General features: G+C 60.2%; 22 protein-coding genes. 12 read left to right on the top strand and 10 right to left on the bottom strand.

The annotated features are described in order from the left end of the window. Positions 1 to 80 precede the first annotated feature (80 nt). Complete coding sequence (locus tag FBZ97_RS23875) at positions 81 to 2,369, top strand: NADP-dependent malic enzyme (RefSeq protein ID WP_145322263.1); 2,289 nt, start codon at positions 81 to 83, stop codon at positions 2,367 to 2,369. Positions 2,370 to 2,446: 77 nt separating this feature from the next. Further along, positions 2,447 to 3,856, top strand: coding sequence for an adenylate/guanylate cyclase domain-containing protein (locus FBZ97_RS23870; RefSeq protein ID WP_113329986.1), 1,410 nt, complete (start codon positions 2,447 to 2,449; stop codon positions 3,854 to 3,856). A 6-nt stretch (positions 3,857 to 3,862) separates the two neighbouring features. Here FBZ97_RS23870 and FBZ97_RS23865 read toward each other — a convergent pair whose 3' ends face one another. The 5 genes from FBZ97_RS23865 to FBZ97_RS23845 form a co-directional block, all read right to left on the bottom strand. After that, entirely contained in the window at positions 3,863 to 4,741 is an 879-nt protein-coding gene (locus tag FBZ97_RS23865) for a GNAT family N-acetyltransferase (protein WP_113390004.1), read from the bottom strand. Positions 4,742 to 4,972: 231 nt separating this feature from the next. Then, on the bottom strand, positions 4,973 to 7,258 hold the full coding sequence (locus FBZ97_RS23860; RefSeq protein WP_145322261.1) for a PAS domain-containing hybrid sensor histidine kinase/response regulator: 2,286 nt from the start codon (positions 7,256 to 7,258) through the stop codon (positions 4,973 to 4,975). 55 nt (positions 7,259 to 7,313) lie between these two features. Then, positions 7,314 to 7,832, bottom strand: coding sequence for a signal peptidase II (gene lspA, locus FBZ97_RS23855; protein ID WP_069611144.1), 519 nt, complete (start codon positions 7,830 to 7,832; stop codon positions 7,314 to 7,316). Beyond that, a complete protein-coding gene (locus FBZ97_RS23850; RefSeq protein ID WP_113351321.1) occupies positions 7,829 to 8,689 on the bottom strand; it encodes an RNA methyltransferase in 861 nt (286 codons plus the stop codon). Before FBZ97_RS23850 ends, lspA begins: the two co-directional genes overlap by 4 nt. Next, positions 8,686 to 9,834: a class I SAM-dependent methyltransferase gene (locus FBZ97_RS23845; protein ID WP_145322259.1), complete on the bottom strand. Its 1,149-nt coding sequence runs from the start codon at positions 9,832 to 9,834 to the stop codon at positions 8,686 to 8,688. Before FBZ97_RS23845 ends, FBZ97_RS23850 begins: the two co-directional genes overlap by 4 nt. Positions 9,835 to 9,946: 112 nt before the next feature. On the opposite strand from FBZ97_RS23845, the gene FBZ97_RS23840 reads away from it, so the two are divergent. Together FBZ97_RS23840 and FBZ97_RS23835 are read left to right on the top strand one after the other, a co-directional pair. Continuing rightward, positions 9,947 to 10,399, top strand: a complete 453-nt coding sequence (locus FBZ97_RS23840; RefSeq protein WP_113329981.1) for a carbon monoxide dehydrogenase subunit G — start codon at positions 9,947 to 9,949, stop codon at positions 10,397 to 10,399. A gap of 36 nt (positions 10,400 to 10,435) precedes the next feature. Further along, positions 10,436 to 10,894 (top strand): GNAT family N-acetyltransferase, encoded by a 459-nt coding sequence (locus FBZ97_RS23835; RefSeq protein WP_145322256.1) that lies wholly within the window; start codon positions 10,436 to 10,438, stop codon positions 10,892 to 10,894. On the opposite strand, the gene FBZ97_RS23830 is transcribed toward FBZ97_RS23835, so the two are convergent. The 3 genes from FBZ97_RS23830 to sppA form a co-directional block, all read right to left on the bottom strand. Continuing rightward, positions 10,886 to 11,218 carry a LapA family protein gene (locus FBZ97_RS23830; protein ID WP_069611376.1) on the bottom strand — a complete coding sequence of 111 codons (333 nt, stop codon included), beginning with the start codon at positions 11,216 to 11,218 and terminating at the stop codon, positions 10,886 to 10,888. The two genes, FBZ97_RS23835 and FBZ97_RS23830, sit on opposite strands and share 9 nt — an antisense overlap. Before the next feature lie 167 nt (positions 11,219 to 11,385). Next, positions 11,386 to 11,694, bottom strand: a complete 309-nt coding sequence (locus tag FBZ97_RS23825; protein ID WP_015338608.1) for an integration host factor subunit beta — start codon at positions 11,692 to 11,694, stop codon at positions 11,386 to 11,388. A 26-nt stretch (positions 11,695 to 11,720) separates the two neighbouring features. Further along, positions 11,721 to 12,677: a signal peptide peptidase SppA gene (gene sppA, locus FBZ97_RS23820; RefSeq protein WP_145322254.1), complete on the bottom strand. Its 957-nt coding sequence runs from the start codon at positions 12,675 to 12,677 to the stop codon at positions 11,721 to 11,723. 324 nt (positions 12,678 to 13,001) lie between these two features. Here sppA and lptC point away from each other — a divergent pair, with 324 nt between their 5' ends. The 6 genes from lptC (at position 13,002) to ptsN (ending at position 18,297) form a co-directional block, all read left to right on the top strand. After that, on the top strand, positions 13,002 to 13,688 hold the full coding sequence (lptC, locus tag FBZ97_RS23815; protein WP_113329978.1) for an LPS export ABC transporter periplasmic protein LptC: 687 nt from the start codon (positions 13,002 to 13,004) through the stop codon (positions 13,686 to 13,688). After that, entirely contained in the window at positions 13,685 to 14,338 is a 654-nt protein-coding gene (locus tag FBZ97_RS23810; RefSeq protein WP_145322252.1) for an LptA/OstA family protein, read from the top strand. Before lptC ends, FBZ97_RS23810 begins: the two co-directional genes overlap by 4 nt. A gap of 46 nt (positions 14,339 to 14,384) precedes the next feature. Further along, positions 14,385 to 15,164 (top strand): LPS export ABC transporter ATP-binding protein, encoded by a 780-nt coding sequence (lptB, locus tag FBZ97_RS23805; RefSeq protein WP_167078315.1) that lies wholly within the window; start codon positions 14,385 to 14,387, stop codon positions 15,162 to 15,164. Between the two features lie 195 nt (positions 15,165 to 15,359). Continuing rightward, entirely contained in the window at positions 15,360 to 16,919 is a 1,560-nt protein-coding gene (gene rpoN, locus FBZ97_RS23800) for an RNA polymerase factor sigma-54 (RefSeq protein WP_145322250.1), read from the top strand. 249 nt (positions 16,920 to 17,168) lie between these two features. Next, on the top strand, positions 17,169 to 17,744 hold the full coding sequence (raiA, locus tag FBZ97_RS23795) for a ribosome-associated translation inhibitor RaiA (protein ID WP_095433787.1): 576 nt from the start codon (positions 17,169 to 17,171) through the stop codon (positions 17,742 to 17,744). 88 nt (positions 17,745 to 17,832) lie between these two features. Next, positions 17,833 to 18,297: a PTS IIA-like nitrogen regulatory protein PtsN gene (gene ptsN, locus FBZ97_RS23790; protein WP_113329975.1), complete on the top strand. Its 465-nt coding sequence runs from the start codon at positions 17,833 to 17,835 to the stop codon at positions 18,295 to 18,297. 92 nt (positions 18,298 to 18,389) lie between these two features. On the opposite strand, the gene grpE is transcribed toward ptsN, so the two are convergent. Further along, complete coding sequence (gene grpE, locus FBZ97_RS23785) at positions 18,390 to 19,031, bottom strand: nucleotide exchange factor GrpE (RefSeq protein ID WP_112722001.1); 642 nt, start codon at positions 19,029 to 19,031, stop codon at positions 18,390 to 18,392. Between the two features lie 215 nt (positions 19,032 to 19,246). Between grpE and FBZ97_RS23780 the strand changes: the two genes are divergently transcribed. Then, a complete protein-coding gene (locus FBZ97_RS23780) occupies positions 19,247 to 19,681 on the top strand; it encodes a GFA family protein (RefSeq protein WP_145322248.1) in 435 nt (144 codons plus the stop codon). Positions 19,682 to 19,703: 22 nt separating this feature from the next. Here FBZ97_RS23780 and hrcA read toward each other — a convergent pair whose 3' ends face one another. Continuing rightward, complete coding sequence (gene hrcA, locus FBZ97_RS23775) at positions 19,704 to 20,792, bottom strand: heat-inducible transcriptional repressor HrcA (protein ID WP_069611131.1); 1,089 nt, start codon at positions 20,790 to 20,792, stop codon at positions 19,704 to 19,706. Between the two features lie 172 nt (positions 20,793 to 20,964). On the opposite strand from hrcA, the gene rph reads away from it, so the two are divergent. Next, positions 20,965 to 21,681: a ribonuclease PH gene (rph, locus tag FBZ97_RS23770; protein ID WP_145322246.1), complete on the top strand. Its 717-nt coding sequence runs from the start codon at positions 20,965 to 20,967 to the stop codon at positions 21,679 to 21,681. The last annotated feature ends 20 nt before the right edge of the window (positions 21,682 to 21,701 follow it).

The raw sequence follows: 21,701 nt of genomic DNA, 5'->3' as shown, positions 1-21,701 counted from the left end.
ACCCTATCCGCGCGCCGCTATAGAAGACAACAGCTATCGGACAAGAGGGACCGGTCGCCCACAGGAGGTTTGGAGGAACAATGGCTGACAGCAAGAGCAAGTCGCGTCCGGGAACGGGGATCACCGATCAGGAAGCACTGGACTTCCACAAGAACGGGCGCCCCGGCAAGCTTGAGATCAACCCGACCAAGCCGATGGCGACACAACGCGATCTTTCCCTTGCCTATTCGCCCGGTGTCGCCGTCCCGGTGAAAGCGATCGCCGCCGATCCGGCCACCGCCTACGATTATACTTCGCGCGGCAACATGGTCGCTGTCATTTCGAACGGCACAGCCATTCTCGGCCTCGGCAATCTCGGCGCACTCGCCTCCAAGCCGGTCATGGAAGGCAAATCGGTGCTGTTCAAGCGCTTCGCCGACGTCGATTCGATCGATCTCGAGATCGACACCGAGAATGTCGACGAATTCATCAATTGCGTGCGCTATCTCGGCCCATCCTTCGGCGGCATCAATCTGGAAGATATCAAGGCACCCGACTGCTTCATCATCGAGCAGCGCCTGCGCGAGCTCATGGATATCCCCGTGTTCCATGACGACCAGCACGGAACCGCCATCATCGCCGCTGCCGGCCTCATCAACGCGCTGGAGCTGACCGGCCGCGACCTGAAGACCACCAAGCTCGTCTGCAACGGCGCTGGCGCTGCCGCCATCGCCTGCATCGAGCTGATCAAGTCGATGGGCTTCGCCCCGGAAAACATCGTCCTTTGCGACACCAAGGGCGTGATCTACCAGGGTCGCAGCGAAGGCATGAACCAGTGGAAGTCGGCACACGCCGTCAAGACCGACAAGCGCACGCTAGCGGAAGCAATGAAGGGCGCCGACGTCGTGTTCGGCCTCTCGCAGAAGGGCGCCTTTTCCGAGGATATGATCCGCTCCATGGCCGACCGGCCGATCATTTTCGCCATGGCCAATCCGGATCCGGAAATCACGCCGGAAGAAGTCGCCCGCATCCGCGACGACGCCATCATGGCGACGGGGCGCTCGGACTATCCGAACCAGGTCAACAATGTCCTCGGTTTTCCCTATATCTTCCGCGGCGCCCTCGACGTGCGCGCCACCACCATCAATGACGAGATGAAGATCGCCGCCGTCAACGCGCTGGCGAGCCTTGCGCGCGAAGACGTGCCTGACGATGTCGTGGCAGCCTATCAGGGCGCGCGGCCGCGCTTCGGCGCGCAGTACATCATCCCTGTGCCCTTCGACCCGCGCCTGATCTCGGCCATTCCGGTGGCTGTCGCAAAAGCCGCGATCGAGAGCGGCGTCGCACGCCGCGAAATTTCCGACATGGCCGCTTATGCGCGCGAACTCTCTGCCCGGCGCGATCCGATCGCCTCAACACTGGCGCAGCTCTACGAGCGTGTCCGCCGGCACCAGAAGCGCATCGTCTTTGCCGAGGCGGAAGAAGAGCAGGTCATGCGCGCCGCCCTCTCCTACGCCAATCAGGGGCTTGGCACGGCAATCCTGCTCGGCCGCGAGGATCTGATCCAGGCAACCGCCGAGCGCGCCGGCATCGATCTCAACCGCCCAGGCCTCGAGATCGTCAATGCCCGCATCTCGAAGCGCGGTGATGCCTATATCGATTATCTCTATGCCCGGCTGCAGCGCCAGGGCTACCTGCATCGTGACGTGACGCGCCTGATCCACAACGACCGCAATCATTTTGCCGCGTGCATGGTCGCACTGGGCGATGCCGACGGCATGGTGACGGGCGTGACGCGCAACTATTCGACTGCGCTTGGCGATGTGCGCCGCTGCATCGACGCCAAGCCGGGACACCGGGTCATCGGCATATCGATCGTGCTTGCCCGCGGCCGAACCGTCTTCGTTGCCGATACCGCCGTGCATGACATGCCGACCTCCGAAGAACTGGCCGATATCGCCGAGGAAGCTGCCGGCTTCGCCCGGCGCATGGGCTATGAGCCGCGCGTCGCCATGCTCGCTTATTCCACCTTCGGCCATCCCCCAGGCGAACGCTCCGAGCGGGTGCGTGAAGCGGTTAATATTCTCGACAAGCGATACGTCAATTTTGAATTCGACGGCGAAATGGCGGCGGATGTGGCGCTGGACCGCAAGCTCATGGAAAACCTCTATCCCTTCTCGCGACTTTCCGGACCGGCAAACGTGCTTGTCATGCCCGCCTTCCACTCTGCGGCGATCTCCACCAAGATGCTGCAGGAGCTCGGCGGCTCGACGGTCATCGGGCCGCTGCTCGTAGGTCTCGACAAGCCGGTGCAGATCACATCGATGGGCGCCAAGGATTCCGATATCGTCAACATGGCCGCCATCGCCGCCTATGGCGCGGGCTCGTAACCACTACCCCATAAGACTGAGCCGGCGACCCAACAAAGGTGATGGGCTGCCGTATCAATTCGGTGTAAAATAGGGGAATGAGTGAAGCTCAGGTCCTGTTCGGAGTGCTGCGCCATTCAGCGCAGCCTGACATTGTCGATGCTATCGAGCGGCTCGTTCTTGAGGCACCCGACCGCAAGCTCAACCGTGTGAATGCGCTCGCCTTTGCGGCAGGCCACGGCTTCGATGAAGAACAGGCCGTCAATGCCTTCCTGCACGCCTCGCGCCTCGGCCTGTTCGAGATGTCGTGGAATGTTCTTTGCCCCGGCTGCGGCGGAGTGTTGGATGCCAATACTTCACTCAAAACCGTGCAGAGCGATACCTATAACTGCACGCTTTGCGCAGCCGGATATGAGCCGACGCTCGACGAGATGGTCGAAGTCACCTTCACCGTCAGTCCACGCGTGCGCCACATAGAAGCGCACAATCCGCACGATCTGCCGCCGCTCGAATATTTCCGCCAGATTTATTGGGGCTCAGGCATCGACCTTCCCGACGAGGGTTACGAAGAAAAAGTCGATCAGTTCGTTTTGGAATCCCTGGAACTGCCGCCGGGCGAGAAAGCGGTCATATCGCTTCAATTGCCGGCGGAATTCACCATCATCTTCGAGCCGGTCACGCATGCGGCGCAATTCCTCGACGTGAAGGGAGAACCATCGAAGGAGCGGCAGGCTCTCTCGCTCGTTTTCGATCGCATGCATCGCCATAGCGAGGCCATAGAATTGCGGCCCGGCCCGCTACGCGTCCAGATGGAGAACCACACGGACCTTCGCGTGCTGCCATCGATCTGCGTGGCCAACGATGCCCTTCACACGCTGCTTGGACAACGCCGGCCATTTCTGACCGCCAAGCGCCTGCTTTCCAACCAGACCTTCCGTGACATCTATCGGACGGACACGATTGACATCGATCAGCGGCTGAAGATCACCAGCCTGACCTTTCTGTTCACCGACCTGCGCGGTTCGACGGAATTATACGAAAGGGTTGGCGATCTTGCGGCCTTCGATCTGGTCAAGACGCATTTCGGTATCCTGCATGAGATCGTGGCGGCAGAGGCGGGCGCGGTCGTCAAGACGATCGGCGATGCGGTCATGGCGACCTTCCCGACGCCGGACCGGGCGCTCACTGCGGCGATGCGGATGCGCGAGGCCATGCTCAGCCTCAATGAAGAGCGCGGCAATGACGATCTTCTCCTGAAAATCGGCATCCATGAGGGGCCGTGCATCGCCGTGAGCCTGAACGAACGACAGGATTATTTCGGGCAGACGGTCAATATCGCATCCCGCGTCCAGCACCTCGCCACGTCACGCGAGATCTTCGCCACCAGCTCGGTGCTCGATCATCCTCGCGCTGCCGAACTGATGACAAGGCGCGGCCTCACGCCGCAATCGCATCATGTCGCGCTGCGCGGCATCACGGATGCGATCGATATTTTCGCGATCCCTTGATAGTCCTCAGCTGGCGAAGCGACCGGCATCCGCGCCGTAATAGTTCACGTAGCGGTTGGAGATGCTGGCGATCGGCAGGACGATCAGAACGTCCGTCGTGTTGAAAGCCTGATCGACCACGGCGGTCGAGCCGACCATGGCGCCGAGACGCAGATAGCCCTTGATCAAGGGCGGCAGCGACATCAGCGCCTTCTTCGGATTGACGGCCTCGACCGGCATCAGATCCATGTTGCGTGCCAGCGATGGCAGCGCACCGACGGCCCATTCGTCCTTGGCGAGAACATTGTGATAGAGGAAGGAAAGCGCCAGCGCATGCTGCTCCGGCAGAATGCCCGGAAAGGATGCGCAACCGAACATGGCGCCCATGCCATGCTTCAGCGCATAGGCCCAATTGCCCTGCCAGAGCAGTTCCACCGTACGCTTGTTGCGGTAATCCGGCAGCACGCAGGAACGGCCGAGCTCCATGAAGCGCTTATCGGGATGACGGGCGAGCAGCGCATCGATGTCGAATTCCGATGAGGAATAGAAGCCGCCATTGGCCATGGCCACTTCCTGGCGCAGCAGGCGATAGGTGCCGACGATCTGGTCTTCCGGATCGCCCTCAAGCGAGCGGTCCAGCACCAGAAGATGGTCGCAAATGTCGTCCCAGCTGTCGACATCACGCTGACGACGCATGGCCTCAGCCGGCAGTTGCGCGTTCATCTCCTCGACGAAAACGCGGTAGCGGACGGCCTGAGCGGCATCGATTTCGCGCGCCGTGCGGGCAAGGCGCGTTTCGAGATTTCCGATGCGTCCAAGCACATCGCTGGCAACTGGCTCAACCGTTGCCTTTGAAGACTGAACCATTTCGCCCTGAGCTTCGCGATTCAAAATTTCGATGGACATGGCGATTCTCCCCCTGCGGGCCGATATAGCGCCATAAACCAAATTCGTGCGACAGGAAAGTGACACGCAGCTTGGCTAAAAGCAAGAACCGTGCCCGTTGCAATTTTTCGAATGGACGCGCCATCCCCAACTTAGCGAGGACGATTGCCATAAGTTGAGCCATGTCAAACGCCGCTATCAAGCATTGATGAGCCGGCTTTGCAATTTTCATCCGCAGATCGCGGATGATTTCTAGGCGCGTTCGAAGACCGATCTCGACAGGCCGCGTAGCGCGGCCGTCAGCTTTTCGGGATCAACCGGCTTGACGATGACGGCATCGGCTCCGGCCAGCAGTGCCTGGCGACGGATCGAATCGCGGCTGTCCGCGGTCAGCACTATGATCGGAAGCGGCGGCAGGCCATGCCTGCGTTCATGAGCGCGCAATTGCGCAAGCACAGCCGCACCCGTACCGCCCGGCATATTGAAATCCGTCACCAGCACCTCCGGCCGCGCTTCGCCGTCTTCGGTGCGGGCTCGAAGACCGTCGAAATCCTCGACGAGGCGAACCCTGTGGCCAGCCTTGGAGAGCATGGCCCGAACCAGCATCGCATTGACCGGGTCATCCTCACCCAGCAGAATATCGAGCGCGCGGTCTTCCGACTCTGGTGTCGTTATGCCGATCTCGGAGACTGCCTCGATCAAGGCTTCGCGCTTTTCCATGCCGCGCATGCGGCCTCTCAGCACATCGATCAGCGACTGTTCGCGCAGCGGCCGGATGAGCCAGGCGTCGAAAAGATCGAGCGGATGGGTGTTGCGCTCCTCGGGATTGACCAGGAAGATCTTGCGCAGCCTTGGCACCGCAAGCGCATTTCCCTCGCTGAAGTACCAGGGCGCCATGCGATGGTCGACGATGAGATCCGTCCAAACCCCGCCCTCGCCCATCGGAAACGAAGGCAGCAGGTCATCCATGTCGCCCGGGCCGATCAGCCGGCAATGGCCGCCAAGGGTCTGGATGGTTCGCATGATGGCCGTGCTTGCCGCCCCTTGGGGAGCCAGCAGCAGGATACGAGATCCCCTAAGCATGGTATTGCGCCGATCGTATCCGTCTTCGCCGGCAATCAGGCCGACCGGGAAGGAGATGACGAATTCGCTGCCCTCGCCGCGCTCGCTGGCAACGCTGAGCCCGCCGCCGAATTCGCGCAGGATGCGGGCGGAGATTGCAAGGCCAAGGCCGGTGCCGGCGCTTCTTTCCACCGTGGTGCCGGCCTGTTCGAATTCGCCGAAGACGCGGGCCTGTTCTTCCTCGGTCATGCCGGGACCGCTGTCGCGCACCGATATTGTCAAATCCCGGCCGTTGAGGTCGACGCTGACTAGAACACCGCCGGTCTGGGTGAACTTAACCGCATTGCCGATGACGTTGAACAGGATCTGGCGCAGCCGGGCTGGATCAAATTCCATGCTCTCGGGAACATCGGCCGCAACGCTCGCGGCAATTTCGATGCCCTTCTCATGGGCTCGATGCGCAAGCATCTCGATGACGCCTTCCAGCAGCGGCCGCAAAGCCTCCGTGCGCGGATGCAACTGGAAGCGACCGACTTCGATCGTGGAGAAATCAAGGAGATCTTCGACCAGCTGCACCAGCGCGTGACCCGACTGACGAATGCCCGTCAGGTAATTTGCCTGCTCCAGGGTCAGCGGCGTCTGGGCAAGCAGATGGTTCATGCCGAGAATGCCCGACAGCGGCGTGCGGATCTCATGGCTGACGGTGGCGAGCAGCCTCGATTTGGCGGCACTGTTGTATTCGGCCTTCAGCCGCGCGTCTTCGCGCAGGCGGGCTGCCTGCCGCTCCTCCGTCACGTCGCGCGCGATGCTCTGTATGCATAATTGCCCGGTCGTCGCATCGCGGAACATGACATCGTGCCAGGCGAAGATGCGCCGGCCCTCGGGTGTCGCGATTTCCGCATCCTGATGCTTCGCATCGGTGACGGCACGGAATACGAGGCCAGCTTCTTCCAGCGTCAGGCCTTCGGGGTGCGACCTTCCGGTCAATCTACTGAAGGTGGCGTTGGCATGCAGAATCCGGCGGTCGATGCTGCGCGTGACCGCGATGTCGCCAAGCGCATCGTGGACGGTAGCAAGGAGGCTGGTGCTTTCCTTGTACTCCCATAGGCGATCGTGATCGCTCTCGCTGAAATTGGCAGCGACAATCTCGGGCTCGCGCGCCGCGCCTTGCGTTTTGACGATGCCGACGGCTGCCAGCGCAAGGGCTGCGAGGCCAAGAAAGCCTAAAAGCACCAGAGGACCTCCGGCGAAGCCGATCGCAAGAAAGGCGGCCCCGGCCACAAGACCGCCACCATTCAGCCAATGGCTTTGCAGCCACCAGGTTTGCGCAGGCGGCGCCGAGTGCCGGCCTGCCTCACGTGGCACGGTCGATTTTGCAAGCGGCGACTCGTCGGCGGTCGACCCTTCGATCGGTCCCGTTTGGTCGTGAACTGCCGCCGCGGCAAGCTTTTCCTGCAAATCTGCCAGAGTGCTCATACAGTCTGGCTAACATGGGCATTCTTCCCGATGCCTTCAGGGATTCGCTAGAATTTTAAACTTTTGCCTTTTTCGGCATCAGAAGCTCGTCGAGAATGACGCAGCCTGCCCCGACGGTGATGAAACTGTCGGCAAGATTGAAAACCGCGAAAGACCATGTCTGCGTATGAAACAGGATGTAATCGATCACGTGACCGTAGAGAAAGCGATCAAGCAGATTGCCGAGCGCGCCGGCAATGATCAGGGCAAAACCCATATGCGCGAGCCAGCGATGATCGGGCGTGCGCCGCCAGAGCCACAGCACGAAGGCGACGATGACGAGCCGCATCCCGACGATGAACCAGCCGTCCATGCCCGAAAGCATGGAGAAGGCCACGCCTAGATTATAGGTGCGATAGAGCGCCAGCATCGGAATGACCGGCACCATCTCCTGCAGCGGCAGCCAATGATCCACCATGATCTTGATGGCCTGGTCGAGAATGACCGCAACCACGATGAAGATCAGGATCGGCAGGGGCCGTGAAAACAGGGCCGGCTTTGCAGTCGGCTGCTCATGGGTCTCGCTATCGGTCATCGGGTCTCGCTCAGGGTCAGGATATGGCGGCGTGCTTCGAACAGCATGACTGCCGTCGCGACCGCCAGATTGAGGCTATCCGCGCGGCCGGCCTGCGGGATACGGGCGAGCGCATCGGCCTCTTTCGCCAGGGCATCCGGCAAGCCGGACTGCTCGTTACCCATCAGGATGACGACGGGCTTCTTCTTGTAATCGATGGTGCGGTAATCGACGGCGCCAGCCAGATGGGTGGCGACGACAGCGACACCGGCCGTCTTCTTCCAGATCAGAAACTCCTCCGGCGTCGCTTTGACGACAGGAACGGCAAAGACCGAGCCCATGGTGGCACGCACGGTTTCCAGCGAAAACGGATCGGTCGTTTCTCCGACGAGGATGACACCGGAAGCGCCGGCCGCATCGGCAGTGCGGATGATGGTGCCGAGATTGCCGGGATCGCGCACGCGATCGAGCGCCACCCAGGTCTCGCCCGCCTTCGGCTTGACGTCGCGAAGCGGCCGCCAGCGCTGCTCGAAGACGCCGACCACCATCTGCGGATTGTCGCGGCGTGTAATGGAGCCAATGACCTTTTCGCTGACCTCCAGCACCAGCCCGCCGGCCGCGACCGTCTTGGCGGCGACCTGTTCGACGAGAGGCTTGCCCTTGGCGGCCTTGGCGTAAACAAGCGTGCGGATCGTCCAGCCGAGCTCGAGCGCATCGATGACGAGCTTCAGTCCTTCGGCCAGGAAGGCGCCGCTTTCCTCGCGAGACTTCTTGACCGTCAGCGCCTTGATATCCTTGACGATCGGATTGGCAAGCGAGGTAACCTCTTTGACCTGTCCGACCTTGCGCGGGCCGTCACTACGAAAATCCTGGTTCATTTCGGCACCCAGCGGCTGAAGAGAGAGGTGGAAAGCGCCCTGCCCGGCGTGCGGCCATCGAGGCCGGCCTCGCGGATGACGAGTTCGCCGGATTCGACGGCGCCGCCGGCACCGCGCATCGTCTCGCGCATCAACTCATGTATAGAATAGAAGCTGGCTCGGATGGAATAGGCCGTCAGCACGAGGCCGAGCGCCTTCGGCGACAGGATCTCGCGGCAGATATCGAGCATCAGCGGCAAGTGTTCGAACAGATGCCAGACCTCGCCATTCGGGCCGCGGCCGAACTTCGGCGGGTCGGTGAGAATGATGTCGTATTTGTTGCCGCGCCGCTCCTCGCGCAGGATGAACTTCATCGCATCCTCGCAGATCCAGCGGATCGGCAGTTTTTCCATGCGGCCCAAAGCCTGGTTTTCGCGCGCCCAGCCGATCGCCTTCTTCGAAGCGTCAACATGCGTCACTTCAGCCCCGGCAGCAGCCGCCACCAGGGAGGCGACGCCGGTGTAGCCGAATAGATTCAGGACCTTCAGTGGCCGTTGCGCCGCCTCGACCTGCTCCTTCATCCATGCCCAGTGCACGATCTGCTCCGGGAAGACGCCGACATGGCGAAATGCGGTGAAGCGACCGAGAAAATCGACACCGAGCAATTGCAGCGGCCATGTCTCGCCGAGCGCCTCGCGCGGAAAACGCCAGCGGCCCATGCCGTCCTCATCGGTATCGCCGGTGAAGATCGCATCTGCATTATCCCAGATATGCGCGGCAAGCGACGGCGGCCACAGCGCCTGTGCCTCAGGCCGGACGATGCGGTAGGGACCGTATTGCTCGAGCTTGAGGCCATTGCCGCTGTCGATCAGGTGGAAATCACCGGCACCGAGCGATTCCAGGATAACCGGCACGCGCTCCGGCGGACGCTCACCGGTTCGGGCGATCAGCGGGCGTTCCGGCGCGGCGGCGGCAGGTGATGCAGAACGCGACTCTGCAACACGCTCGCCATGATCGCGCGGAGGCTTGGCATCACGCAAAGGCTTGGCTGGCCTTGAAGCATGCGCGGGCTTTGCCGGCGGCTTGCCGGGCATGTCACGCCGGGGTTTCGCCCCAAGGCCGCCCGTATTTTTCTGGCCGGGCCGGCTTTCCCTATGTTTCACCATGCTTGTCTCAAAATTGATATGTGCGTGCAAATAGCATCTGGCCGCCACTTGGCAAAGCGCTTTCCGATCTGCGATGATCCATGCACAAAATGTCACATTGGGAGGATTGTGCATGGACATGACCGGTGAGGAACGGATCGCAGCACCCAGAGATGCCGTTTGGGCTGCGCTGAACAATTCCGAAATCCTCAAACAATGCATCCCCGGCTGTCAAAGCCTCGACTGGGTCTCCCCGACGGAGCTGACGGCAACCGTCAAGCTGAAGATCGGCCCCGTTTCGGCTTCCTTCAACGGCGAGGTCAAGCTTTCCAACATCAATGCGCCGGAAAGCTATACGATCTCGGGAGAAGGAAAGGGCGGCATTGCCGGCTTTGCCAAGGGCGGCGCGGACGTCATACTCAAGGAAGACGGCAACGAGACCATCCTGCAATATGAGGCGAAGGCGCAGGTCGGCGGCAAGATCGCGCAGCTTGGCTCCCGCCTGGTCGATTCCAGCGCCAAGAAGCTGGCGCAGCAGTTTTTTGCCGATTTCACCGCTGCCATCAACGGCCAGGCGAGCGCCTGATTGCCAGCCGAATATTTCGGCCCCATATAGTCGATCATGACATCGAAATTCGAGACCTGGGCCGTCCGGCCTGCACGCGAACGGGACATGCAGCAGCTTGCGGAGATCTATCTCCGTGTCCGTCGCGAAACGTTCCTATGGGTCGATCCCGGGCATTTCGCCCTTGAAGATTTTGCCATTCATACCAATGGCGAACGCCTGTTCGTCTGCGAGGACGGGCATGGTGTAATTGCCGGCTTTGCCGCAGTCTGGGAGCCGGATGACTTCATCCATATGCTTTATGTTCTGCCGGCCTTCCAGGGCCGCGGCGTCGGCAAGGCGCTGCTTGCCGGCCTGCCCGATTGGCCTCGGCGTCGCTACCGGCTGAAATGCCTGGTCAAAAACGTCCGCGCCATGGCTTTTTATAGGAGGCTCGGCTTCGAGATCATCGGCGACGGCGCCTCGCCGGAGGGCGACTATAAAGAGATGCGGCTCGCCGACTTCACGTCACTTTGACGGCAGCTGCCCGGCGATTTCTTCGGCACGCGTGCGATGCTTATCGGCTTCGGCCTGCCAGCGCACCGCTTCCCGCGATTGATTGCGGGCACGTTTGCGATGCTTTCCCTGATTGAACCAGGTGACCGCGGCCCCGACGATCATACCGAGGATCAGCGCCACAAATAGCAAAACGAACAGCGGCGCATTCAGCGACAGCACCTGATCTTCCGGTCGGAACGGATTGAGGGCCAATGTCACGGATTGCCTGTTGGCGACGCAGAATATGATGAGGATGATGCCGAGCGGCAGCAATATCAGCAGATTGACGATCTTCTTGGCCATTGCGCAGCTCCTTTGTCCGCGGCCATGGATGTCCCGCACCCAAGCCGCCTTCAGCCGCAGAATAGAAAAGAGACGGCTGAATTCAAGTGCCACCGCGTCGCGGCACAATCATGTCCGACAACTATTTCCGTCGGCGCATTTGGGGAAACTCGACCGGACTGGCCCGATCAGTTGTCGTCTTCCTCGTCGTCGCCGGCGCCCGGATTCAGGCGCTCGCGCAATTCCTTGCCGGTCTTGAAGAAGGGAACCCATTTTTCTTCGACGAAGACCGTATCGCCGGTGCGCGGGTTGCGACCTGAGCGCGAAGGCCGGTTCTTGACGGAAAAAGCACCGAAGCCGCGAAGCTCAACCCGGTTTCCCGCTGCGAGCGCATCGGTGATCTCATCCAAGACAGCATTGACGATATTTTCGACGTCGCGGTGATAGAGATGCGGGTTGCGGGCGGCAACAATCTGCACCAGTTCCGACTTGATCACAGCTATCCCCTTAAATCATTGATTTATCAATTGGCTGCACCCTGCCAAACAGAAAGCAGGCCGTCAAGAAACAACTTATCGGTCATGATTTTCTGGAGACTCTCTCCTTTAACAAAATCATCATAACCGAGACGATTTAGCAACCAGGAAGCGGCACCCGGCCAAAAGAAGGACGAAGTTTTGTCTTCCGGCTTCCAATCGACGATGGGCAGATCCTTCTTGACCTTGCGCGTTTCGAGATAGGCGAGGATTTCGTCCTCGCCGCCGAGTGTGTCAATCAGCTTGTTCTGAAGCGCCTGGCGGCCGGTGAAGATGCTGCCGTCGGCAAGCTTCAGCACTTCGTCGCGCGACAGCTTGCGGCGATCCGCCACCAGATCGACGAACCAGCCATAGCTATCCATGACCATGTTGCGGATCATGTTCTTGGCGTCTTCGCTGGCAGGATGGAAGGGCGACGGTTCGGCCTTCAGCGGTGCCGACTTGATCTCATCGAGCGAAACGCCGACCTTGTCGAGCAGGTCCTTGACCTGCGGATACTGGAAGATGACGCCGATCGACCCGGTGATGGAGGTATCGCCCGCAACGATATCATCGCCGGCTGTCGCTATCATGTAGCCGGCAGAAGCTGCGACGGTGCGGATGTCCGATACGACCGGCTTCTTGGCGGCGACGGCGCGGATCGCCTTGAAGATGCGTTCGCCGCCATAGGTCGTTCCGCCGGTCGAAGAGATCGACACGATCAGCGCCTTGACCTGATCATTGTCGCGGATCTTCTTCAGCCGCTCCAGCAGCTCCGGATCATCCTGAATGAGCCCGGAAATCTTGACGCGGGCGATCTGCGGGCCCCGCGCATCCGGCAGGTCGGCCGAAACAAAGCGATAAAGCGCAAAACCCAATGCCACAAGGAGCAAAACGGCAACAATGCGCCAGAAACCAACCTTGCGGCGCAATTGTCGCCGATCCGCGATTGCAGAACTGTCCATCACGCCTTATTTCTCCCTGCAACAAATTGAAAGCGCCACAAACCGGATGTATGACACCTTGAAACGGGCACAATCCTTAGAGAAAAGCGTTTCCCGTTTTCGATGTCGTCGACGGACGCCGCTCTGCTGGTTCATGAGATAGGACATCGCCCGACCTGATGAAACCGGCTTATGGTATATTTTTCTGCTAAAATTCGCCCACAGCAGGAAAAAATCCATATTGGCAAGCCAGTGCAATAATGCGAAACGATCCGATAGGCTTTTTGGCACAGCCTCGCATAGCGTGAATGCGGTTCTCCGGATCATAAAAGACGGACCTGTTGCATGCTCAATACGATCGAGCCCCCCGGCGAGGCAATACGCTCGGTGCCGGAACGGAACGCGTATAAAGACGCGATTTTCCATTCTAACCGCGTAAAGCGGCTCAGGGTGCTGCTGCCGCTTGCCGCCATCATCATCTCGCTCCTTTTTATTGCCGTCTCCGTCATCCGCGCCTATCTGCCGGCAAACATCCAGATCGAGGGCGCCAAGATCGAGGATGGCAAGGTCGTCATGGAACGCCCCGCTATTGCCGGGCGCAACAAGGATGGTATCAACTACTCGCTGCTTGCCGAAAAAGCGCTTCAGGATATCAAGAATCCCAACATGATCACGCTCAAGACCATCAAGGCATCAATGCCGGTCAATACCGACGTGATCGCCCATGTTACGGCCGCGAGCGCGGATTTCGACCGCCAGGCCGATACACTGAAGCTGACCGAGCCCTTTACCATCCTGATGGACAACGGGCTGCACGCCGAATTCAAGACCGCCTTCCTGGATGTGAAGAAGGGGGACCTTTCCAGCCAGGACGAGGTTGCTATCACCCGCGGTGGTATGTCGGTTGTTGCGCGTTCGCTCAAGATGACGGATAAGGGGAGCGTAATCGAATTCGACGGGCAGGTTCGGATGAACATCGAACCTGCCGCTCTCCATAATTCAGATAGCCAACAGAAGCCGGGCGGTTCATGATAAAGTATTGGTCTAATTCAATTTTCAATTCCGGCTTGCGCAAGGCCGGCCTTCTCTGTGCTTTTGGCGCAGCCGTCTTCTTTGCGGCCGCAAACGCCGGCGCGCAGTCGACGACCAGCTCGATGCCGGGTCTTGCCCTCTCCAAGGATCAACCGATCCAGATCGAAAGCGACAAGCTCGAGATCCATGACCAGGAGAGCCAGGCGGTCTTCACCGGCAATGTCAAGGTGGTCCAGGGCACCACGACCATGCAGGCCGGCAAGATGACGGTCTTCTACAAGAAGAAGCAGGCAGGAGATGCCAAGCAGCCCGACAATCCGGTCGCCAAGGCTGCCAAGGAGCAGAACCAGTCGCTCGTGTCGGGCGATGCCAACATCGACCACATTCTGGTCACCGACAAGGTCTACCTCGTTTCCGGAACGCAGACCGCGACGGCGGAGGACGGCTCCTTCGACATGGCCAACCAGCTTGCGATCCTCAAAGGCAAGAAGGTGGTTCTGACCGACGGACCGAATGTTTTCACAGGCTGCCAGCTCACCGTGCATATGGCGACGGGTGAAGCACAGCTGGATTCCTGTGGCGGTCGCGTCCAGATTCAGCTCGACCCGAAGTCGCAGCAAGTGCAGCAACAACAACAAAAGAAAAACTGATACCGGCCCCCTCGTGACGACATCGACCACTTCCACCTTGCCCGGCGTGCCCGGGCCGTCTTCTGCGGCATCGAGCGCACCGGCCGCGGACAAGGCACGCTATAAGGGCACGCTGATCGCCCGGGGCCTCACCAAGACCTACCGGACGCGACGTGTCGTCAACGGTGTTTCGCTGGTGGTGCGCCGCGGCGAGGCAGTCGGGCTGCTGGGGCCGAACGGCGCCGGCAAGACGACGTGCTTCTACATGATCACCGGACTGGTGCCGGTCGATGAAGGCACGATCGAGATCGACGGCAACAATGTTACCTCGATGCCGATGTATCGCCGGGCGCGGCTCGGTGTCGGCTACCTGCCGCAGGAAGCCTCGATCTTCCGTGGACTGACCGTGGAAGAAAACATCCGCGCCGTGCTCGAAGTCCACGAAAGGGACAAGACGAAGCGGGAACGCAAGATCGACGAATTGCTGGAGGAATTCCACATTCGCAATCTGCGCAGCGTGCCGGCGATCGCGCTTTCAGGCGGCGAGCGGCGGCGCCTGGAAATCGCCCGCGCGCTGGCCACCGATCCGACCTTCATGCTGCTCGACGAACCTTTTGCCGGCGTCGACCCGATCTCGGTCGCCGACATTCAGAACCTCGTGCATCACCTGACGGCGCGCGGCATCGGCGTGTTGATCACGGACCACAATGTGCGCGAGACGCTCGGCCTGATCGACCGCGCCTATATCATCCATGCGGGTGAAGTCCTGACCCATGGCAGGGCGAACGACATCGTCAGCAATCCTGAAGTACGCAAGCTGTATCTGGGCGACAATTTCAGCCTCTGATAGGCTGAAATTCCGTCCTCCCATCCGCCAATATTAGCGAATGCTACCGCGCGCCGGAAATTTACTTCGGCTTCACAGTTCCGCTTGACCAAATCCAATAAAAAAGCAATTTTTGGGCCAGTTGGAATTTCGCGAGAATTTTAGTGAAAAGAGGCGCGGATTCCCGAGGAGTTCAAGGGGAGTCCCGCGTCCGCCATGGCATTATCGGCCAATCTTTTCCTGCGCCAAAGCCAGAGCCTGGTGATGACACCGCAACTGATGCAATCCATCCAGTTGCTGCAGATGACGCATTTCGAGCTCACGCAGTTCATCGCACAGGAAGTCGAAAAGAATCCGCTGCTGGAATTTGCGTCAAATGACGAGGATATAGGCAGCGGCGGCGATCGCGAGGCCAGGGACGAACGCTTCGAGACCATGGAAGAAGCCCATGGCGAGGATGGCTCCGAACGCAATGCCGGCGATCTTGCGAGCGATTGGTACGAGAGCGACAATACCGGCAACGCCAACCGGCTGAGCGACGAGCTCGACACCAATTTCAGCGACGTCTTTCCCGATGACGGCAACCCGCAGCGCGCCGATGCGCCGGAGCTGCTCAGCCAGTGGAAGTCCATGCCCGGCGGCGATGCCGGTGAAGGCTACGACCTGGACGATTTCGTCGCGGGCCAGGTGTCGCTGCGCGATCATCTCAACGAACAGATTCCCTTCTCGCTTCCCGCCATGGGCGACCGGCTGATCGCCCAGCATCTCGTCGACCAGCTCGACGACTGTGGCTATCTGCGCGGCGAACTCGGTGAGACGGCCGAACGCCTTGGTGCGACGCTTGCCGACGTCGAGCGCGTGCTGGAGGCCTTGCAGCAACTCGATCCGCCCGGCGTCTTTGCCCGCTCCCTCAGCGAATGCCTGGCAATCCAGCTCCGGCAGAAGGATCGCTTCGATCCCGCCATGGAGCGGTTGATCGAGAATCTCGAGCTGCTTGCCCGGCGCGATTTCGCCACGCTGAAGCGGCTCTGCGGCGTCGATGAGGAAGACCTGCTCGACATGATGGCGGAAATCCGCCAGCTCAACCCGAAGCCCGGCAGCGGTTTCGAAACAGACATATCGGAGGCGATCATGCCCGATATCGTCGTGCGTCCCTCAGCGGACGGTAGCTGGCTGGTAGAACTCAATCCCGATGCGCTGCCGCGGGTATTGGTGAGCCAGTCCTATTTCGCCTCCGTCTCCAAGACCAGCCAGGACCATGCCTTTCTTTCGGAATGCCTGCAGAATGCCAACTGGTTGACCCGCAGCCTGGACCAGCGCGCCAAGACGATCATGAAGGTGGCAAGCGAGATCGTGCGGCAACAGGACGCGTTCCTGCTGCATGGCGTCGACCATCTGCGGCCGCTCAACCTGAAAACCGTGGCGGATGCCATCAAGATGCATGAATCGACGGTCAGCCGCGTGACCTCGAACAAGTACATGCTGACGCCACGCGGGCTGTTCGAGCTCAAATATTTCTTCACGGTTTCGATCGGCGCCGTCGAGGGCGGAGACAGCCATTCTGCAGAGGCCGTGCGCCACAAGATCCGTCTGCTGATCTCGAACGAGAGCCCGGATGCGGTCCTCTCCGACGACGATATCGTCGATACGCTGAAGAAGGGCGGGATAGAGCTTGCTCGCCGCACGGTTGCAAAGTACCGCGAAGCCATGAACATCCCCTCCTCCGTGCAACGGCGCCGAGAGAAGCGGGCTCTAGCCAAAGTTTCTGGTTTCTGACGCCGGCAACCTTCAACCACAGGATGTCAAACTCCTAACGGTCCGTTAAGATGCAGTTGACTTTCGTATGAGGCAGGGCTAGAAGCCCGCCGCAATCGCTGCAGGACAGCACGACCATGAAACTTATCCCCACCATCCAAAAGGCGGTCGATATACGCAATTTGCCTTTGACTGCGTGAAGTGCTTGGATGAGCTTGAGGCTTGGCGTAAACTGATACGCGCAATAACCACTACAAGAAGGGAAACTCCATGAGTGTGCGTGTCTCCGGTAAACATATGGAAATTGGTGACTCCTTCCGTCAGCGGATCGAGGACCAGATCGGTATGGCCGTGACCAAATACTTCGACGGGGGGTATTCGGGTCAGGTAACTGTGCAGAAGTCCAGTTCGCGTTTTGCGGCCGATTGCAAGCTTCACCTCGATAGCGGTGTCGTATTGCATGCTGCCGGCGAAGCCATGGACCCGCAGCTTGCTTTCGACGCTGCCTCCGAGCGTATCGAAAAGCGCCTGCGTCGTTACAAGCGCAAACTCAAGGACCATCAGGCAGGCAATCACGTGAACGGTCAGGCGGAAGTCGCCTACACCGTCATGGACGGCGTTCCCGATGACGACGAGGAGATCCCTGCCGACTTCGCGCCGGCAATCGTCGCAGAGAGCACGAAACAACTGAAAACCATGTCGGTGGCGACCGCCGTGATGGCGCTCGACATGACCGACGAGCCGCTGCTGCTCTTCCGCAGCCCCGGCAACGAACACTTGAACATCGTCTATCGCCGTCAGGACGGCAACATTGGCTGGATCGACGCAGCCAATATCAAAGGCTGAGAATAGAAGATAAGCGGCGGCTGCGCATCATCGCAGCTGGCCGCCGCTTGCCCGTCATCGGTTCTCGGCGACACGAAGGATAAAGAGAATGGCATTGGCAGATTTGCTACAGCAAGATGCGATCATCCCCGCCTTGAAGGCAAATTCCAAAAAACAACTGCTTCAGGAGCTGGCCGCCAAAGCCTCCAAGCTCACCGGACTGCCCGAGCGCGAAATCTTCGACGTCGTGCTGCAGCGCGAGCGCCTCGGCTCCACCGGCGTCGGCAACGGTATCGCCATTCCCCACGGCAAGCTTGCCAGCATCAAGTCCATCGCCGGCATTTTCGCGCGCCTTGAAGCGCCCGTCGATTTCGAGGCGCTGGACGACCAGCCTGTCGATCTCGTCTTCCTGCTGCTCGCACCTGAAGGTGCCGGCGCGGACCACCTGAAGGCGCTCTCGCGCATCGCCCGCGTTCTGCGGGACCAGGATCTCGTCGCGAAGCTCCGCGCCACCGATTCCGCCACCGCCATCTACGCCTTCCTCAACGAAGAGCAGGCATCCAACGCCGCCTAACCGCTTGGATTACACTGGACCAAGGCAAAAATAAGAGCCGGATGATCCGAGATCGTCCGGCTCTCTTCTTTTATTGGCGTTGCCAAAAAAGATCAGGCGTCTTTCTCGTCCAGCGGGCTGTTGGCGCCCTGCTCGGCATTTTCGACGATCTTCGGGCCACCCTTGGCGACGCCGACCATGGCCGGGCGCAGAACGCGGTCGCCGATGACGAAACCGGCCTGCACCACCTGGACGACAGTGTTGTTCGGCACTTCCGGGTTCGGCACTTCGAACATGGCCTGATGGAAATTGGGATCGAACTTCTGCCCGATCGGCTCGAGCTGACGCACACCATGACGCTCAAGGGCCGAGAGCATTGAACGCTCGGTCATCTCGACACCTTCGATCAGCGTCTTCAGGCCGGCATCGGCGCCATCACGGGCGTCGGCCGGAATGGCATCCAGCGTGCGGCGCAGGTTGTCGGCCACCGAGAGCATGTCGCGGGCAAAGCTTGCCACGGAATAGGACTTTGCATCCTTCACGTCGCGCTCGGTGCGGCGACGGAGGTTGTCCATCTCGGCAGCAAGGCGAAGGTAGCGATCACGCAGTTCGCCGTTCTCGGCCTTCAGCAGCTCAACCGGATCTGGCTGAGACGGCTCGGCTGCATCAACGGTTTCCGCTGCATCCTGCGCGAAATCCGCTGACGTGTCAGCCGCCGTGGCGTCAGGTCCGGTTTTTGTTGTTTCGTCGGTCATGACGGTCTCCGAATTGCTTGGTCTTTGGATGTGCCCGATATCGAGGTTTGGCCGGAAAAAATCAAGGCTTTGTCGAGAAGAACAGCCAAATCCTGGCTTTGCGGCGGCGGCAATACGGCTCGCCGCTCCCGGACGCTGTTCAAGACGTCGACTGTTCAGCCCTCCTTCCTGGGGGTATGCTGAACTGCATCTCAGCACAGCGTGAGGTGACATCAATGTCTAACGGCAAATCCCTTTCAGGCAAGTGTTTCTGTGGCGCGGTGGAAATCGCAGTCGATGGCGAGCCAATGGCGATGGGTTACTGTCATTGCGAGTCCTGTCGGGAATGGTCGGCAGGGCCGGTCAATGCCTTCTCGCTCTGGCCGCCGGAAGCCGTTCACATCACCAAGGGCGCGGACAAAATCGGCAGTTATCAGAAAACCGAAAAGAGCGTGCGCAAGTGGTGCACGGTCTGCGGCGGCCATCTTTTGACCGAGCATCCGCCGTGGGGCGTCACGGACGTCTATGCAGCGGTCCTTCCCGACCTCGATTTTCAGCCTGGCATGCATGTCAACTACGAGACGACAGTGCTGCATCTGAGAGACGGGCTGCCAAAGCAGAAGGACTTTCCAGCCGAGATGGGCGGATCTGGAACTTTGCTTCCCGATTGACCGCAGCAGCTAAATCCGCTCCTCAGATTCCAGGCCGGGACAGCCGGGAAATCAGCTGAGCGGTATAATCGACCATGGGCACGATGCGCGCATAATTCAGCCGCGTCGGGCCGATGACGCCGACCGCGCCGACGATGCGATCGTCCTCGTCGCGATAGGGTGCGACGATGAGCGAGGAGCCGGACAGTGAGAAGAGCTTGTTTTCCGAGCCGATGAAGATGCGCACGCCCGGTCCGCTTTCGGCAAGATTGAGGATCTCGATGAGGCTGTCCTTCTTTTCGAGATCATCGAAGAGGAGGCGCAGGCGATCCAGATCCTCCGCGCCGCCGATTTCGGCCAGCAGGTTGGAGTGGCCGCGCACGATCAGCTGCGTCGGCTTGCCGTCGTCATCGCCGCCGGACCATACGGCAATACCGCGCTCGACCAGCTGATGCGACAGGCTGTCCAGCTCCTGGCGCACGCTTTCCTTGAGGCTCTGCAATTGCCGCCGCAATTCCGGCATCGTCTGGCCGGTCATATGGGCGTTGAGGAAGTTGGCGGCCTCCGTCAGCTGCGACGAGGTCGTGCCGGCCGGCAGCTCGATGATGCGGTTTTCCACTTGATCGTGCTCGCCGACGAGCACGGCGAGCGCCTTGGTCGGCTCCAGCCGGATAAATTCCACATGCTTGAGAACGGGATCGCTCTTGGAGGTAATGACGAGCCCGGCACCGCGCGAAATGCCCGATAGCACCCGGCTTGCTTCCGACATCATCGATTCCACCGGCTGGTCACGATTGCCGCCGCGCACCTGCCGATCGATATTGGCTCGATCCTCGGCGGAGAGATCCCCGACCTGCATGAAAGCATCGACGAAGAAGCGCAGACCGACCTGAGTCGGCAAGCGCCCGGCGCTCACATGCGGCGAATAGATGAGTCCCAGCTCCTCCAGATCGCTCATGACATTGCGCACGGAAGCCGGCGACAGCGACATGGGCAGCAGGCGTGAAAGATTGCGCGAGCCCAGGGGCTCACCATTTTCCAGATAGCCTTCGACGATGCGGCGGAAGATTTCCTTGGAGCGTTCGTCCAGTGCAGCAATGACATCCGAGACCGACGATGTCGTGAATACCATTTCGCTGTCAGATCCATTCCGTTGAGCCTTAGGCAAAATATAATCATTCAGTTAGCAATGGCAAAAGGGAAAAATGTCGCCGTCGCCGCTGAGCGTCTTTGCGGCCTGCTTTTCCTTTGCAAAAGCGGCCTGCGGGTCGTAGAAGCGGTCAACGAACATTCAGGAGAGTGGAATGCGGCCTTCAGGCAGAAAAACCGACCAGATGCGCAAGGTGTCGTTCGAGCGCAATTTTTCCAAGCATGCGGAAGGCTCCTGCCTGGTGAAATTCGGCGATACGCATGTGCTCTGCACGGCAAGCCTGGAAGACAAGACGCCGCCATGGCTGCGCAACAGCGGCAAAGGCTGGGTCACGGCGGAATACGGCATGCTGCCGCGCGCGACAGGCGAGCGCATGAAGCGCGAAGCAGCTGCCGGCAAGCAGGGCGGCCGCACGCAGGAAATCCAGCGCCTCATCGGCCGTTCGCTGCGCGCTGTCGTCGACCTCAAGGAATTGGGCGAGCGCCAGATCACCGTCGACTGCGACGTCATCCAGGCCGATGGCGGCACGCGCACGGCCTCGATCACCGGCGGCTGGATCGCGCTCTATGACTGCCTGAAGTGGATGGAAAGCCGCAACATGGTCAAGGTCGAGCGCGTGCTGAAAGATCACATCGCCGCTATCTCCTGCGGTATCTTTGCCGATCAGCCCGTCATCGATCTCGACTATCTTGAGGATTCCTCGGCGGAGACCGACGCCAATTTCGTCATGACCGGCAAGGGCGGCATCGTCGAGATCCAGGGAACGGCTGAGGGCGGCCCCTTCAGCGAAGAAGAATTCGCCACGCTGATGCATCTGGCCAAAAACGGCATTGCCGAACTGGTGGAGCTGCAGAAGCAGGCCATCGCCTGAGGATATCAACGAATGCGGAG

It is taken from the genome of Rhizobium sp. ERR 942, assembly GCF_007828395.1.
Classification (GTDB): Bacteria; Pseudomonadota; Alphaproteobacteria; order Rhizobiales; family Rhizobiaceae; genus Rhizobium; species Rhizobium dioscoreae.
The sequence above is the reverse complement of the archived record's forward strand: the minus strand, read 5'-3'. Positions and strand labels throughout refer to the sequence as shown.

Excerpts from the sequence above, each read along its gene's own strand:
- FBZ97_RS23875 (WP_145322263.1), top strand. The coding sequence starts at position 81 with ATGGCTGACAGCAAGAGCAAGTCGCGTCCGGGAACGGGGATCACCGAT.
- FBZ97_RS23870 (WP_113329986.1), top strand. The coding sequence starts at position 2,447 with ATGAGTGAAGCTCAGGTCCTGTTCGGAGTGCTGCGCCATTCAGCGCAG.
- FBZ97_RS23865 (WP_113390004.1), bottom strand. The coding sequence starts at position 4,741 with ATGTCCATCGAAATTTTGAATCGCGAAGCTCAGGGCGAAATGGTTCAG.
- FBZ97_RS23860 (WP_145322261.1), bottom strand. The coding sequence starts at position 7,258 with ATGAGCACTCTGGCAGATTTGCAGGAAAAGCTTGCCGCGGCGGCAGTT.
- lspA (WP_069611144.1), bottom strand. The coding sequence starts at position 7,832 with ATGACCGATAGCGAGACCCATGAGCAGCCGACTGCAAAGCCGGCCCTG.
- FBZ97_RS23850 (WP_113351321.1), bottom strand. The coding sequence starts at position 8,689 with ATGAACCAGGATTTTCGTAGTGACGGCCCGCGCAAGGTCGGACAGGTC.
- FBZ97_RS23845 (WP_145322259.1), bottom strand. The coding sequence starts at position 9,834 with ATGGTGAAACATAGGGAAAGCCGGCCCGGCCAGAAAAATACGGGCGGC.
- FBZ97_RS23840 (WP_113329981.1), top strand. The coding sequence starts at position 9,947 with ATGGACATGACCGGTGAGGAACGGATCGCAGCACCCAGAGATGCCGTT.
- FBZ97_RS23835 (WP_145322256.1), top strand. The coding sequence starts at position 10,436 with ATGACATCGAAATTCGAGACCTGGGCCGTCCGGCCTGCACGCGAACGG.
- FBZ97_RS23830 (WP_069611376.1), bottom strand. The coding sequence starts at position 11,218 with ATGGCCAAGAAGATCGTCAATCTGCTGATATTGCTGCCGCTCGGCATC.
- sppA (WP_145322254.1), bottom strand. The coding sequence starts at position 12,677 with ATGGACAGTTCTGCAATCGCGGATCGGCGACAATTGCGCCGCAAGGTT.
- lptC (WP_113329978.1), top strand. The coding sequence starts at position 13,002 with ATGCTCAATACGATCGAGCCCCCCGGCGAGGCAATACGCTCGGTGCCG.
- FBZ97_RS23810 (WP_145322252.1), top strand. The coding sequence starts at position 13,685 with ATGATAAAGTATTGGTCTAATTCAATTTTCAATTCCGGCTTGCGCAAG.
- rpoN (WP_145322250.1), top strand. The coding sequence starts at position 15,360 with ATGGCATTATCGGCCAATCTTTTCCTGCGCCAAAGCCAGAGCCTGGTG.
- raiA (WP_095433787.1), top strand. The coding sequence starts at position 17,169 with ATGAGTGTGCGTGTCTCCGGTAAACATATGGAAATTGGTGACTCCTTC.
- ptsN (WP_113329975.1), top strand. The coding sequence starts at position 17,833 with ATGGCATTGGCAGATTTGCTACAGCAAGATGCGATCATCCCCGCCTTG.
- grpE (WP_112722001.1), bottom strand. The coding sequence starts at position 19,031 with ATGACCGACGAAACAACAAAAACCGGACCTGACGCCACGGCGGCTGAC.
- FBZ97_RS23780 (WP_145322248.1), top strand. The coding sequence starts at position 19,247 with ATGTCTAACGGCAAATCCCTTTCAGGCAAGTGTTTCTGTGGCGCGGTG.
- hrcA (WP_069611131.1), bottom strand. The coding sequence starts at position 20,792 with ATGGTATTCACGACATCGTCGGTCTCGGATGTCATTGCTGCACTGGAC.
- rph (WP_145322246.1), top strand. The coding sequence starts at position 20,965 with ATGCGGCCTTCAGGCAGAAAAACCGACCAGATGCGCAAGGTGTCGTTC.